Source organism: Kitasatospora sp. NPDC058115, assembly GCF_042884635.1.
Classification (GTDB): domain Bacteria; phylum Actinomycetota; class Actinomycetes; order Streptomycetales; family Streptomycetaceae; genus Kitasatospora.
In genome coordinates this window covers 77970-94316 of sequence record NZ_JBHVTL010000012.1, presented here as the reverse complement: position 1 = coordinate 94316, position 16347 = coordinate 77970, and the positions used below count along the sequence as shown (strand labels likewise).

The 16347-nt window shown below is 76.3% G+C and carries 2 pseudogenes; both read right to left on the bottom strand.

Annotation, left to right across the window (positions count from 1 at the left end):
* Positions 1-177: 177 nt before the first annotated feature.
* Positions 178-5409 (bottom strand): annotated as a pseudogene (locus ACFVVL_RS14980) (type I polyketide synthase); the annotation flags it as partial.
* 80 nt (positions 5410-5489) lie between these two features.
* A pseudogene (locus ACFVVL_RS14975) lies at positions 5490-16307 on the bottom strand (SDR family NAD(P)-dependent oxidoreductase); the annotation flags it as partial.
* Positions 16308-16347: the final 40 nt, after the last annotated feature.

Here is a 16347-nt window from a genome sequence, read left to right as displayed (position 1 = left end):
CGGGAAGCGGCAGCTCATCGCGACGATGGCGATCGGCTCGGTGTCGTCGCCGGGGCGGCCGTCGTGCTCCGGGGCGCCGGTGGCCGGGTGCTCGTCCCCGCCGGAGACCTCCTCCAGCAGGTGGCCGGCCAGCGCGGCGGGGGTCGGGTGGTCGAAGACGGTGGTGACCGGCAGCCGGACGCCGGTCGCGGCGATCAGGCGGTTGCGCAGCTCCAGCGCGGCGAGGGAGTCGAAGCCCAGCTCGCGGAAGGCCCGGCCGGGGTCCACCAGTTCGGCGGTGCTGTGGCCGAGCACGGCCGCGGCCTGGGCGCGGACCAGTCCGAGCAACGCCTCCCGGCGGTCGGCCGGTGCGAGCGCCGCCAGCCGCCGCAGTTCGGCGGAGGCCTCCCCGGCCGCCGCCCCGGCGGTCCGCCGCACGGGCGTCCGGATCAGGCCGCGCAGCAGGGCGGGCACGGTGCCGCCCGCGGCCTGGGCGCGGAGCGCCGCGAGGTCCAGCCGCACCGGCGCGAGCACCGGCTCGTCGAGGCTGCGGGCGACGTCCAGGAGACGGAGTCCTTCGTCGGCGGAGAGCGGCACCAGGCCCGCGCGGACCATCCGCCGGAGGTCGCCGTCGGCCAGCGCGGTCTGCGCGCCGCGCTCCTCCCAGACGCCCCAGGCCAGCGAGGAGGCCACGAGCCCGTGGGCCGCGCGGTGCTGCGCCAGGGCGTCCAGGAAGGCGTTGCCGGCCGCGTAGGCGCCCTGGCCGGCGCCGCCGAGCGTGCCGGCGAAGGAGGAGAAGAGGACGAACGCCGCCAGGTCGGCGTCCCGGGTGAGGTGGTGCAGGTTGAGCGCCGCGTCGACCTTGGGGCGCAGGACCTGGTCGAGCTCGTCGGCGGTCAGCGCGTCGACCAGGCCGCCCGCGACCACGGCGGCGGCGTGGAAGACGGCGGTCAGCGGCCGGTCCTCGGGGATGCCGGCGAGCAGGTCGGCCAGCGCCTCGCGGTCCGCCGCGTCGCAGGCGGCGAGGGTGACGCTCGCGCCCAGGGCCGAGAGCCGGTCGCGCAGTTCGGCCGCGCCCTCGGCGGCGGGCCCGCGGCGGCCGGTCAGCACCAGGTGGCGGATGCCGTGCTCGGTGACGAGGTGTTCGGCGAGCAGCCCGCCCAGGGCGCCGGTGCCGCCGGTGATCAGGGCGGTGCCGTTCGGGTCGAGCGGGGTCGCCGCGGTGCGCTCCCCGGCGGCCTCCGGTTCTGTGCGCAGCGGCACGCGGGCGAGTCGCGGGACGCTCGCCGCTCCGGCGCGCAGGGCGAGTTGGGGTTCGCCGGTGGCGATCGCGGCGGGCAGCAGCCGGTAGGAGTCGGGGTGGTCGTCGAGGTCCGCCAGGACCAGCCGGTCGGCGTGCTCGGACTGCGCCGAGCGGACCAGGCCCCAGACCGGCGCGTGGTCCAGGCCCGGGGTGTCGGCCCCGGCCGCGGTGGCCACCGCGCCGCTGGTGAGCAGCACCAGCCGGGAGGCGGCGAGGCGCTCCTCGGCCAGGAAGTCGCGCAGCAGCGCGAGGGTGTCGCGCGCCGTCGCCCGGACGGCCTCCGGCCCGGTCCCGCCCGTGGGCAGGACGGCCACGACCGCCTCGGGCAGCGGCGCGCCCGCCGCGACGGCCTCGGCGAGCTCCCCCGGGCCGGGGTGGTGCGCCGGGGGCCGGGGGCCGTCCAGCAGCGCCCGCACGGCCGGCGAGGCGTCGTCGCCGAGCACCGCCCAGGGCGTGTCCGGTGCGGTGGCCGGCACGGGCAGCGCCGTCCAGTCCACCCGGTGCAGCGCGTCATGGTGGCCGCCGCGGGCCTGGCGCAGCTGCTCCTCGCCGACGGCGCGGAAGGACAGCGTGCCGACCCCGGCGACCGCCCGGCCCGTGCCGTCGGCGACGGTCACGGACACGGCGTCGGGGCCGGCGGGGGCCAGCCGCACGCGCAGTTCGGCGGCTCCGGTGGCGTGCAGGCGCACGCCCTCCCAGGAGAACGCCAGCCGTCCGGTCCCCATGTCGCCGAGCGGGCCGAACCCGACGGCGTGCAGCGCCGCGTCCAGCAGCGCCGGGTGCAGGCCGAAGCGGCCCGCCTCCGCCTGCGCCTCGGCGGGCAGCGCGACGGTGGCGTAGACCTCGTCGCCGCGCCGCCAGGCGGCCCGCAGGCCCTGGAAGACCGGGCCGTAGCCGAAGGAGCGCTCGGCGAGGCGGTCGTAGAAGCCGGTGAGGTCGACGGCGGTGGCGTCGGCGGGCGGCCAGAGGGTGAGGTCCTCGCCCCCGGTGGCGGGCCCGGTGCCCAGCAGTCCGGTGCCGTGGCGGGTCCACTCCTCCTCGGCGGGGGCGTCCTCGGGGCGCGAGTACAGGCCGAAGGAGCGCCGGCCGGCGTCGTCCGGGTGGCCGACCGAGACCTGCACCACCACGGCGCCGCGCTCGGGCAGCAGCAGCGGCGCCTCCAGGGTGAGTTCCTCCAGCAGGCCGCAGCCGACCTGGTCGCCGGCCCGGATCGCGAGTTCGACGAACGCGGTGCCCGGCAGCAGGACCGAGCCCAGCACCACGTGGTCGGCGAGCCAGGGGTGGGTGTGCGCGGAGAGCCGGCCGGTGAGCAGCAGGCCGTCGGAGTCCGCCAGGGTGACGACGGCGCCCAGCAGCGGGTGGTCCGCCGCGCCGAGGCCGAGGCCGGCGGCGTCCCCGGCGGTGTGCGGGGCGTCCAGCCAGTACCGCTGGTGCTGGAAGGCGTAGGTGGGCAGCGGGACGGTGCGGGCGCCGGTGCCGGCGAGGACGGCGGTCCAGTCGACGGCGGCGCCGTGCGCGTGGGCCTCGGCGACGGCGCGCAGCATCCGGGCCGGGCCGCCCTCGCCCCGGCGCAGCGTGCCCAGGGCCACGGCGTCGCTGCCCAGGGCGTCGATCGTCTCCTGCATGCCGATCGTCAGGACCGGGTGGGCGCTGACCTCGATCAGCGCGCCGTGGCCGTGCGCCACCAGCGCGCGGGTGACCTCCTCGAACCGCACGGTCCGGCGCAGGCTGCGGTACCAGTAGTCGGCGTCCAGTTCGGCGGTGTCCAGCACCCCGCCGGTCACGGTGGAGTAGAACGGCACGTCGCAGGAGCGCGGCGTGATGTCCGCGAGCTCGCTCAGCACCCGCTCGCGCACCGCCTCGACCTGCGCGGAGTGCGAGGCGTAGTCCACGGCGATCATCCGGGCCCGGACGTCGTCGGCGAGCAGGCTGTCGCGCAGGTCGGCCAGGGCCTGCGGGTCGCCGGACAGGACGATGGACGAGGGGCTGTTGACGGCGGCCACCGCCAGCCGCTCGCCCCAGGGCGCGAGACGCGGGGTCAGCTGCTCCAGCGGCAGGCCGACGGACATCATGCCGCCCAGGCCGGCCAGCGCGGTCAGCGCGCGGCTGCGCAGCGCCACCACCTTCGCGGCGTCCTCCAGGGAGAGCGCGCCCACCACGCAGGCGGCGGCGATCTCGCCCTGGCTGTGTCCGGCCACGGCCTCCGGGCTCACCCCGTAGGAGCGCCAGAGCTCGGCCAGCGAGACCATCACGGCGAACAGCACCGGCTGCACGACGTCGACCCGCTCCAGCCCGGGCGCGCCCTCCTCGCCGCGCAGCACGGCCGTCAGCGACCAGTCCACGTAGGGGGCGAGGGCCGCCTCGCACCGGCCGATGCGCTCGCGGAACACCGCGGAGGCGTCGAGCAGTTCGACGGCCATGCCGACCCACTGCGAGCCCTGTCCGGGGAAGACCAGCGCCACCTGGCGGACGTCCTCGGCGACGCCGCGCACCAGGTCCGGTTCGGGCGAGCCGTCGGCCAGCGCGGCGAGCGCACCGTCCAGTCCGGCCCGGTCGGCGGCGAGCAGCACGGCGCGGTGTTCGAAGGCGGAGCGGGTGGTGGCCAGGGAGAGGGCGACGTCGAGGGTGCCGGGGCCCGGGTCCGCGGCGAGGTGCGCGCGCAGCCGCCCGGCCTGGGCGACCAGGGCGGCCTGGTCCTTGCCGGACAGGACCCAGGGGATCAGCGGCGGCGCCTCCGCCGGGGCCGGCGCCCCGCCCTCCTCGGCCGGGGCGTCCTCGGCGTCCGGCTGCGACTCCTCCAGGACGAGGTGCGCGTTGGTGCCGCTGACGCCGAAGGCCGAGACCCCGGCCCGCCGGGGCGCGCCCGTCCCGGGCCAGTCGGTCGCCTCGGTCAGCAGCGACACCGCGCCGGCCGACCAGTCCACGTGCGGCGAGGGCTGCGTCACGTGCAGGGTGGGCGGCAGGACGCCGTGCCGGATCGCCTGCACCATCTTGATCACACCGGCGACGCCGGCCGCCGCCTGGGTGTGACCGAGGTTCGACTTGACCGAGCCGAGCCACAGGGGCCGTTCACGGTCCTGGCCGTAGGTGGCCAGCAGGGCCTGCGCCTCGATCGGATCGCCCAGCGCGGTGCCGGTGCCGTGCGCCTCCACCGCGTCCACCTCGGCGGGCGAGAGCCTGGCGTTGGCCAGCGCCTGCCGGATGACGCGCTGCTGGGACGGCCCGTTCGGCGCCGTCAGGCCGTTGGAGGCGCCGTCCTGGTTCACCGCCGAGCCGCGCACCACCGCCAGCACCGGGTGCCCGTGGCGCCGGGCGTCGGAGAGCCGTTCCACCAGCAGCACGCCGACGCCCTCGCCCCAGCCGGTGCCGTCCGCCGAGGCGGAGAACGCCCGGCAGCGGCCGTCGGGCGACAGGCCCCGCTGGCGGCTGAACTCGGTGAACGTGGCCGGGCCCGCCATCACGGTGACGCCGCCGGCCAGCGCCAGCGAGCACTCGCCGTTGCGCAGCGCCTGGACGGCGAGGTGCAGGGCGACCAGCGAGGAGGAGCAGGCGGTGTCGATCGTCACCGCCGGGCCTTCGAGGCCCAGCGTGTAGGCGATCCGGCCGGAGACCACGCTCCCCGAGTTGCCGGTGCTCACGTAGCCCTCGACGCCCTCGGGCAGCTGCGGCAGCCGGGAGACGTAGTCGTGGTACATCACCCCGGCGAAGACGCCGGTGTCGCTGCCGCGCAGGGAGCGCGGGTCGAGGCCGGCCCGCTCGACCACCTCCCAGGACGCCTCCAGCAGCAGCCGCTGCTGCGGGTCCATCGCCAGCGCCTCGCGCGGGCCGATGCCGAAGAACGCGGCGTCGAACTCGGCGGCGTCGTGCAGGAACCCGCCCTCGCGGGTGTAGCTGGTGCCCGGGTTTCCGGGGTCCGGGTGGTAGAGCGCGTCCAGGTCCCAGCCGCGGTCGGTGGGGAAGCCGGAGATCGCGTCGCCGCCGTCCGCGACCAGCTGCCACAGGTCCTCCGGCGACCGCACCCCGCCGGGGAAGCGGCAGCTCATCGCGACGATCGCGATCGGCTCGTGGTTCCTGCTCTCGACCTCCCGCAGCCGCTGACGCGCGTGGCGCAGGTCGACGGTGGCACGCTTGAGGTAGTCCCGGAGCTTGTTCTCGTCAGTCATCTGAATTCAGTTCCTCAACGCCGAGGGGAGTTCGTGCCGGTCGATCAGGTGCCGAGCTCGTTGTCCAGCAGCTCGAAGAGTTCGTCGTCGGTCGCCGCCTCGACCGCGGCCGCGCCCCGGTCGGCGCCGGGGTGGTCGTCGTCCTGCGCCCCGTTCCACTTCGCCAGCAGGACCTCCAGGCGCATGGTGACGGTGCTGCGCAGGCCCCGGTCGGACGGGGAGGCGGCCAGGGCGGCTTCGAGCCGGTCGATCTCCGCGAGCACGGACGGCGCCGCCGCCGCGTCCGCGGCCGGCATCGAGGCGCCGAGGTGGTCCGCCAGCGCGGTCGGCGTCGGGTGGTCGAACAGCAGGCCGGCCGGCAGGCTCAGCCCCGTGACGGCGCCGAGGCGGTTGCGCAGTTCGACGGCGGTCAGCGAGTCGAAGCCGAGGTCGCGGAAGGCCTGGCCGGGGCCGACCGCCTCGGCGGAGGCGTGGCCCAGGACGGCGGCGACCTCGCCGCGGACGGTGGCCAGCAGGATCCGCCGGCGCTTGTCCGGCGACGCTCCGGCCAGCTGCTCCGCCAGTGCGGTGGCGCCCGCCCGCTCCGCCCGGCGGACCGTCACCGGCACCAGGCCGCGCAGGACGGCCGGCAGCGGCTCGCTGCGGGCCCTGGTCCGCAGGGCGGCGAGGTTCAGCGGCACCGGGACGAGGACGCCCGGGCCCCCGGCGGCGGCCGCCGCCCGGGCCCTGTCGAGCAGGGCCAGGCCCTCGCCGGCCGACAGCGGCACCACCCCGCCCCGGGCCATCCGCCCGAGCGCCTCGGCGCCGAGCTCGCCCAGCATCCCCTCGTCGCCCGCCCACGGCCCCCAGGCGAGCGAGGCGCCCGGCAGGCCCTGGGCGCGGCGGAGCTCCACCAGCGCGTCCAGATAGGCGTTGGCGGCCGCGTAGTTGGCCTGGCCGGCGTTGCCGAGGGTGCCGGCGAGGGAGGAGAAGAGCACCAGCTCCACCGGCCCGTGGCGGCCGGTCAGCTCGTGCAGGTGGAAGGCCGCGTCCACCTTCGGGCGGAACACCCGGTCCAGCCGCTCCGCCGTCAACGAGCCGACCAGTCCGTCGTCCAGCACACCGGCGGCGTGCACGACGGCGGTCAGCGGGTGCTCGGCGGGCACCGAGTCGAGCAGCGCGGCGAGCGCGGCGCGGTCCGCCACGTCGCAGGCCGCCGTCGTCACCCGGGCGCCCAGGGCGGCGAGTTCGGCCTCGAACTCGCCGGCGCCCTCGGCCTCCGGTCCGCGCCGGCTGACCAGCAGCAGGTGCCGCGCGCCGTGGACCGCGACCAGGTGCCGTGCCACCAGCCGGCCCAGCGCCCCGGTCGCGCCGGTGACCAGGACGGTGCCCGCCGGGTCCGGTGCGGGCCCCGCCTCGTCGGCTCCCGCCGGGTCGGCCGTCGTCGCGTCTGCCGTCGTCGCGTCTGCCGTCGCGTCGGCCGTCGTCGCGTCTGCCGTCGCGTCGGCCGTCGTCGCCCGGGCGAGGCGTGGCACGAACGTCCGGCCCTCGCGCAGCGCCAGTTGCGGTTCGTCGGCGGCCACGGCGGCCGCCAGCGCGGCCGGCAGGGCGCGCGCGGACTCCTCGTGGTCGTCCAGGTCGGCCAGGACGAACCGGCCCGGGTGCTCCGACTGCGCGGAACGCAGCAGGCCCCAGACCGCGGCCTGTGCCGGGTCCGGCCGCTCGGCCCGGTCACCGGCCGGGCCGTCGAGCGCGACCGCGCCCTGCGTCAGCACCACCAGCCGGGCCGCCCCGGAGCCCGCCCGCTCCAGCCAGTCGTGCACCAGCGCGAGGGCGTGGGCGGTCGCGGCCCGGGCCGCCTGCGGCGTGCCCGGCGCCGCGCCGGGGATCAGGGGCGGAAGGGCCACCACCGTGTCGGGGAGCGCGGGCCCCGCCGGCAGTTCGGCCGGCCCGGCGTGCACGTCCACGGCGTGGCCGACGGCGAGCAGCGCCGCGCCCGGTCCGCTCCCGGCGTCGCCCACCAGCGCCCAGGCCTGCGGCCCGGGGGCGGCGGCCACCGGCGCGGCGAGCGGCAGGGGTGCCCAGGTGACCCGGTGGAGCGCGTCCGGCCGCCCGGCGCGGGCGGCGGCCAACTGGTCGGCGGAGACCGGCCGCAGGACGAGGGAGTCGACCGAGACGACGGGCCGGCCGGTCCCGTCCGCGGCCAGCAGGGACACCGCGTCCGCCCCGGCCGGGGCGATCCGCACCCGCAGGCCGGCCGCGCCCGGCGCGTACCGGCGCACACCGCTCCAGGAGAAGGGAACCCGCGTCCCGCCGCTGTCGGGCAGCAGCCCGCCCAGCGCGACGGCGTGCAGCGCCGCGTCCAGCAGCGCCGGGTGTACGCCGAACCCGCCGGTCACCGTCCCCTCGGGCAGGGCGACCTCGGCGAACACGACCCCGCCCTGCTGCCAGGCGGCCCGCAGGCCCTGGAACACCGGGCCGTAGTCCAGCCCCAGTGCCGCCAGCCGCTCGTACACCGCCTCGGTGTCGAGCGGGCCCGCCCCCGGCGGGGGCCAGGCGGACAACTCGATCTCCGCCCCCGGGGCGGCACCGGTGCCGAGCAGACCCGTGGCGTGGCCGGTCCACGGCGCGTCGGCCGCCTCGCCGCCGGCCTCGCGCGAGTAGACGGTGAGCGTGCGGCGGCCGGCCTCGTCGGCCGGTGCCACGACGACCTGGAGCTGGACGCCGGCCTGCTCGGGAAGGGCGAGCGGGGCCTGAATGGTCAGCTCCTCCAGGAGGTCGCACCCCACCTCGTCGGCGGCCCGCAGCGCGAGGTCCACCAGGGCGGTGCCGGGGAGCAGCACGGTACCCAACACCGCGTGATCGGCGAGCCAGGGATGCGTGGTGAGGGACAGCCGCCCGGTCAGCACCACGCCCTCGCCGCCGGCCAGCGTGACGGCGGCTCCCAGCAGCGGGTGGTCGGCCGCCGTCAGTCCCGCCGAGGTGACGTCCCCGGCCGCCGGGCCCGGCTCCAGCCAGTAGCGGCGGCGCTGGAAGGCGTAGGTGGGCAGGTCGACGCGGCGGGCGCCGGTGCCGGCGAGGACGGCCGTCCAGTCGAGGGCGGTGCCGTGGGTGTGGAGGTGGGCGAGGGCGGTGGTGAAGGCGGCGGGTTCGGGGCGGTCGGCGCGCAGGGCGGGGACGGCGAGGGCGTCCGGCAGGGTCTCCTTCACCATCGGGGTCAGGCCGCCGGGGCCGATCTCCAGGAACGCCGTCGCGCCGTTGGCCGCGAGGGTGTCGAGGGCGTCGGCGAAGCGGACGGCGTGGCGGACGTGGCGCACCCAGTAGTCGGGGTCGGCCAGTTCCTCGGCGGTGAGGAGGTGCCCGGTGAGGGTGGAGACGATGGGCAGGGTGGGCGCGGCGAAGGTGACGCGTGCGGCGACGTCGCGGAAGGCCGCGAGCATCGGTTCCATCAGGGGCGAGTGGAACGCGTGGGAGACCGTGAGCCGCTTGGTGCGACGACCCTCCAGGAGTGCGACGACCTCCTCGACGGCGTCCTCTTCGCCCGAGAGCACCACCGAGGACGGGCCGTTGACCGCTGCCATGCCTACGTTCTCTTCGCGGCCGACCAGCAGCGGGGCGACCTCGTCCTCCGAGGCCTGCACTGCCACCATCGCCCCACCGGACGGCAGCTCCTGCATCAACCGGCCACGGGCCACCACCAGTTCGGCGGCGTCTTCCAGCGAGAAAACGCCCGCGACGTGCGCGGCGGCGAACTCGCCGATCGAGTGCCCGGCCAGGGCGGCGGGACGAACCCCCCACGACTCCACCAGCCGGAACAACGCCACCTCGACCGCGAACAACGCCGGCTGGGTGAACTCCGTCCGCGCCAGCAGCTCCGCGTCCTCACCGAACACCACCTCGCGCAAGCGCTGGTCGAGGTGGACGTCCACGGCGGCGCAGACCTCGTCGAACGCCTCCGCGAACACCGGGAACGACGCGCACAGCTCACGCCCCATCCCCAGCCGCTGACTCCCCTGCCCCGAGAACAGCAGCGCCGCCTTCGCCCCGGGCACCGCGACCCCGCGGACCACCGCCCCGGACGGCTCACCGGTCACCAGCGCACGCAGGCCCTCCACCGCACCCGCAGGGTCCGTCGCGACCACCGCCGCGCGGTGCTCCAGCGCCGCCCGGGAGGTGACCAGCGAGTACGCCACGTCGGCCGCCCCCAGGTCGTCCCGCCCCTGCGCGTACGCGAGCAGCCGCGCGGCCTGGTCCCGCAGGGCCTCGGGCGTCTTGGCGGACAGCACCCACGGGATCGCGGCCCCACCACGGCTCTCCACCTCCCGGCGGCGCTCGGCGGGCGCGGCCGGGGCCTGCTCGACGATGACGTGCGCATTGGTCCCGCTGAAGCCGAACGAGGAGATGCCGGCCCGGCGCGGACGGCCGTCCGCCGGCCACTCCACCGGCTCGGTCAGCAGCCGTACCGTACCGGTCGACCAGTCGATGTGCGGGGACGGCTCGTCCACGTGCAGGGTCCGGGGCAGGACGCCGCGCTGGAGCGCCTGCACCATCTTGATGACGCCGCCCACACCCGCCGCCGCCTGGGTGTGACCGATGTTCGACTTCAACGACCCCAGCCACAGCGGGCGTTCACGGTCCTGTCCGTAGGTGGCCAGCAGCGCCTGCGCCTCGATCGGGTCGCCGAGCCTGGTCCCCGTGCCGTGCGCCTCCACCGCGTCGATGTCACCGGGGGTGAGGCGGGCGTTGGCCAGGGCCTGCTGGATGACGCGCTGCTGCGCGGGACCGTTGGGCGCCGTCAGGCCGTTCGACGCGCCGTCCTGGTTGACGGCGCTGCCGCGCACCACCGCCAGCACCGGGTGCCCGTGACGCTCGGCGTCCGACAGCCGCTCGACCAGCAGCATGCCCACGCCCTCGCCCCAGCCGGTGCCGTCCGCTCCGGCGCCGAAGGCCTTGCAGCGGCCGTCGGCGGCCAGGCCGCGCTGACGGCTGAACTCGACGAACGCCCCCGGCCCGGCCATCACGGTGACGCCGCCGGCCAGCGCGAGCGTGCACTCGCCGTTGCGCAGCGCCTGCACCGCCAGGTGCAGGGCCACCAGCGAGGACGAGCACGCCGTGTCCACCGTCACCGCCGGGCCTTCGAGCCCGAAGGAGTAGGAGAGCCGGCCCGAGATGACGCTGCCCGAGTTCCCGGTGCCGAGAAAGCCCTCCACGCCCTCGGGGACCGTCTGCAGCGAGGAGGCGTAGTCGTGGTACATCACCCCGGCGAAGACGCCGGTCCGCGAGCCCTTCAGCGAGGTCGGATCGATCCCGGCCCGCTCGAACGCCTCCCACGACGTCTCCAGCAACAGCCGCTGCTGCGGGTCCATCGCCAGCGCCTCGCGCGGCGAGATCCCGAAGAACGCCGCGTCGAAGTCGCCCGCGTCGTGCAGGAAGCCGCCCTCGCGGGTGTGGCTGGTCCCGGCCTCGTCGGGGCCGTCGGCGGCGAGCAGGCCGAGATCCCAGCCCCGGTCGACGGGGAACCCGGAGATGGCGTCGGTGCCGGAGGCGAGCAGCTGCCAGAGTTCCTCCGGCGTGCGCACCCCGCCGGGGTAGCGGCAGCTCATCGCCACGATCGCGATCGGCTCGTCGCCCCGGGTCGCGGTGACCACGGCGGCGGCGGGTCGTGGCGCGTCGGCCAGCTGCTCGCGCAGGAAGCCGGCCAGCGCGGCGGGCGTCGGGTAGTCGAAGACCAGGCCGGCCGGCAGTCGCACACCGGTGGCGGCGCCGAGCCGGTTGCGGAGTTCGACGGCCGTCAGCGAGTCGAAGCCCAGCTCACGGAACGCCTGCTCCGGTCGGATCGACCCGGCGCGCCCGTGGCCGAGGATCGCGGCGGCCTCGGTGCGCACCAGGTCCACCAGCAGTTCGTACTGCTGCGGCTCGGGCAGGCCGGCCAGCCGCCGCGCCGTCGCCGACGACGCCCCGGGCTGCTCGGCCGAGGACGCGGCCGCGCGCCGCACCGGGGTGGGCACCAGGTTCCGCAGCAGCTCCGGCAGCGCGCCGGAACGGGCCGACTCCCGCAGCACCCGGGCGTCCCATCGGGTGGGCACCACGACCGGCTCGGCGGTGCGCAGGGCGGCGTCGAAGAGCGCCAGGCCGTCGGCGGTCTCGATCGCGGTCATCCCCGAGCGGGAGATCCGGCGCCGGTCCGCCTCGCTCAACTCACCGCTCAGCGCACTGTCCTGGGCCCACAGGCCCCACGCCGTCGACACTGCCGCCAGCCCGGCCGCCCGGCGTCGCTGCGCGAGCGCGTCCAGGAAGGCGTTCGCCGCCGCGTAGTTGCCCTGCCCCGCACTGCCGAACACCCCCGCCGCCGAAGAGAACAGGACGAACGCCGACAGCTCCGCATCCCGCGTCAACTCGTCCAGATGCAGCGCCGCATCCACCTTCGGACGGAACACCCGGTCCAACCGCTCCGACGACAACGACCCGATCAGCCCGTCGTCCGTCACCCCCGCCGCGTGGACGACTCCGGTCAGCGGGTGCTCGGCCGGCACGGCCGCCAGCAGCGCGGCGAGCGCATCCCGGTCCGCCACGTCACACGCCTCGACGACCACCTCCGCACCCACAGCCGTCAACTCCGCCACCAACTCCGCCATCCCCGCCCCACCCGCACCGGAACGGCTCACCAGCAGCAGACGCCGCACACCGTGCCCGACCACCAGATGACGAGCCACCAACCGCCCCAACGTCCCGCTCGCACCCGTCACCAGCACCGTGCCACCCGCCGCGAAGGAAACAGCGGCACCCTCACCGGCAGCCACCCGCGCCAGACGCGGCACCAGCACCCGACCGTCACGCACCGCCACCTGCGGCTCCCCCGACGCCACCGCCACCGACACCGCCGCCCCGACGTCCCCGACCCCGGGCTCCACATCCACCAGCACCAACCGACCCGGATGCTCCGACTGCGCCGACCGCACCAGACCCCACACCGCCGCCTGACCGACCTCCACCCCAGCGCCCTCGTCCGGACCCACCGCAACACCACCACGCGTCACCACCACCAACCGCGAACCACCGAACCGCTCCTCCACCACCCAGTCCCGCACCAGCTCCAGCACACCACCCACAACCCCACGCACACCCCCGGCACCGGACCCCGACGACGCGCACACCACCGCCACCACCCCCGGCACCACCGCACCCTCACGCCCGAGATCCGCCACACCCTCACGGACCTCCACCTCCACCGCACCGGCCGACACCACCCCCGGCACCCACTCCACCCGGTAGAGCGCGTCACGCTGCTGCTCGCGTGCGGTGGCCAGCTGCTCCGCGCCCACCGGGCGCAACATCAGCGACTCGACCGACAGCACCGGCCGCCCGGCGCCGTCGGCGGCCGACAGCGTGACCGTGCCCACCCCGGCCCCGGAGCCGGCCGCCGGGGCCAGCCGGACCCGCAACGCCGTCGCACCCGTGGCGGACACCCGCACCCCGCTCCACGAGAACGGGATCCGCCCCTCGTCGTGCTCCTCGGCGGAGGCGCTCAGGGCGACGGCGTGCAGCGCCGCGTCCAGCAGCGCGGGGTGCACGGCGAAGCCCGTCGCCTCGACGCCCTCGGGCAGCGCGACCTCGGCGAACACCTCGTCCCCGCGCCGCCATCCGGCCCGCACGCCCCGGAACACGGGGCCGTAGACCAGCCCCAGTCCGGCGAGACGGTCGTACAGCCCCTCGACACCGACCTCGACGGCGCCGGCGGGAGGCCACTCGGCCGGCTCGGACGCCGCGTGCTCGTCGGTCGGCGCCCCGGCCGGAGCGAGCACCCCGGTGGCGTGGCACGTCCACGGCGAGGCGGCCGTCGCGTCGTCGGGCCGCGAGTAGAGCCGCACGGCGCGACGCCCGGACCCGTCGGCGTCGTCCACCAGGACCTGCACGTGGACGCCGCCCTGCTCCGGAAGCAACAGCGGTGATTCCAGGGTCAGTTCCTCGACGCGGTCACAGCCCACCTGGTCGCCGGCCCGGATCGCCAACTCGATCAGCGCGGTGCCGGGCAGCAGGACCGTGCCCCGCACGGCGTGGTCCGCCAGCCACGCGTGCGTGGCCAGCGAGAGCCGGCCGGTCAGCAGCACACCGTCACCGTCGGCCAGGGTGACCGCCGCGCCGAGCAGCGGGTGGTCCGCCGACCACAGGCCCGAGCCGGTGAGGTCGCCGGTGGCCGGGCGGGTGTCGAGCCAGAAGCGCTCGTGCTGGAAGGCGTAGGTGGGCAGGTCGACGCGGCGGGCGCCGGTGCCGGCGAAGACGGCGTCCCAGTCGAGGTCGGTGCCGTGGGTGTGGAGGTGGGCGAGGGCGGTGGTGAAGGCGGCGGGTTCGGGGCGGTCGGCCCGCAGGGCGGGGACGGCGAGGGCGTCCGGCAGCGTCTCCTGCACCATCGGGGTCAGACCGCCGGGACCGATCTCCAGGAACGCCGTCACGCCCTGCGCCGCCAGCGTCTCGACGGCGTCGGCGAAGCGGACGGCGTGGCGGACGTGGCGCACCCAGTAGTCGGGGTCGGCGAGCTCCTCGACGGTGACCGGCCGTCCGGTCAGGGTGGAGACGATCGGACGATCCGGGGCGCCGAAGGTGACGCGTGCGGCGACCTCGCGGAAGGCCGCGAGCATGGGCTCCATCAGGGGCGAGTGGAACGCGTGGGAGACCGTGAGCCGCTTCGTCCGGCGGCCCTCCAGGAGTGCGACGACCTCCTCGACGGCGTCCTCCGATCCAGAAAGCACCACCGAGGACGGGCCGTTGACCGCTGCGATACCCACGCTCGCTTCACGGCCGACCAGCAGCGGCGCGACCTCGTCCTCCGAGGCCTGCACCGCGACCATCGCCCCACCCGACGGCAGCTCCTGCATCAACCGGCCACGTGCCACCACCAGTTCGGCGGCGTCCTCCAGCGAGAAGACGCCCGCGACGTGCGCGGCGGCCAGCTCGCCGATCGAGTGCCCGGCCAGGAAATCCGCCCGCACCCCCCACGACTCCACCAGCCGGAACAACGCCACCTCCACCGCGAACAGCGCCGGCTGGGTGAACTCCGTGCGCGCCAGCAGCTCCGCTTCCTCGCCGAACACCACCTCCCGCAGCGGCCGTTCGAGGTGAAAGCCCACCGCCTCACAGACCTCGTCGAACGCCTTCGCGAACACCGGGAACGACGCGTGCAGCTCACGCCCCATCCCCAGCCGCTGACTCCCCTGCCCCGAGAAGAGCAGCGCGACCAGGCTCCGAGGGGCCACCGCCCCGGTGACCACGCCCGCGACCGGCTCGTCCCGCACCAGCGCGCCCAAGGACTCGCGCAGGTCCGCACGGTCCACCGCGACGATCGCCGCCCGGTGGTCGAGGGCGGCCCGTGTCGTCGCGGTGGAGAAGCCGAGATCCGCGACCGTGAGCCCGGGGTCGGCCTCCAGGTGGGCGAGAAGCCGCACGGCCTGGTCGCGCAGCGCCGAAGGGCTCTTCGCCGTCAGCAGCACGGGAACCGGCAGCTCGGCCACCGGCAGCGGAACCGGTGCGGAGGCGTCCGCCTCGTCGGACTCCGGGGCCTGCTCGACGATGACGTGCGCATTGGTCCCGCTGAAGCCGAACGAGGAGACGGCGGCGCGGCGCGGCCGCTCGCCCGCCGGCCAGGCCACCGGCTCGGTCAGCAGGTCCACCGCACCCGCCGACCAGTCCACGTGCGGCGTCGGCTCGTCCACGTGCAGGGTCTTCGGCAGCCACTCGTGCTGGAGCGCCTGCACCATCTTGATGACGCCGCCGACCCCCGCCGCCGCCTGGGTGTGGCCGAGGTTCGACTTCAACGAGCCGAGCCACAGCGGCCGTTCACGGTCCTGCCCGTAGGTGGCCAGCAGCGCCTGCGCCTCGATCGGGTCGCCGAGGGTCGTGCCCGTGCCGTGCGCCTCCACCACGTCCACGTCGGCCGCCGACAGTCCGGCGTTGGCCAGCGCCTGGCGGATCACCCGCTGCTGCGACGGCCCGTTCGGCGCCGTCAGACCGTTGGACGCACCGTCCTGGTTCACCGCGCTGCCGCGCACCACCGCCAGCACCCGGTGACCGTGGCGCCGCGCGTCGGAGAGCCGCTCCAGCAGCAGGACGCCGACCCCTTCGGCCCACCCGGTGCCGTCCGCCGCCGCCGCGAACGGCTTGCAGCGGCCGTCGGCGGCCAGGCCGCGCTGACGGCTGAAGTCCACGAACGCCGTCGGGTTGACCATCGCGGTGACACCACCGGCGAGCGCCAGCGTGCACTCGCCCTGCCGCAGCGCCTGCACCGCCAGGTGCAGGGCCACCAGCGAGGACGAGCACGCCGTGTCGACCGTCACCGCCGGCCCCTCCAGGCCGAAGGTGTACGCCACCCGGCCCGAGACGACGCTGGCCGCACTGCCCGTCCCGATGTAGCCCTCGACGTCCTCGACCGCCTGCTGGAGGACGGCCGAGTGGTCGTGGTACATCACCCCGGCGAACACGCCGGTCCGGCTGCCGCGCAGCGAGGTCGGATCGATCCCCGCCCGCTCGAAGACCTCCCAGGAGGTCTCCAGCAGCAGCCGCTGCTGCGGGTCCATGGTGAGGGCCTCGCGCGGCGATATCTCGAAGAGGCCGGCGTCGAAGCGGTCGATTCCGTCGAGGAACCCGCCCTCGCGGACGTGGCTGGTGCCCCGCGTGTCGGGGTCGGGGTCGTAGAGCGCCTCCAGGTCCCAGCCGCGGTCGGTGGGGAACTCCGTGATCGCGTCACGGCCGTCCGCCAGCAGGCGCCAGAGGTCCTCGGGCGATGTGACGCCGCCGGGGTAGCGGCAGCTCATCGCCACGATCGCGATCGGCTCCTGTTGGGAGTCGTCGATCCGCTGGAGCCGCTCGCGGGCCTCGTGCAGGTCCGCGGTCACTCGCCGGAGGAAGTAGCGGAGCTTTTCCTCGTTGTTC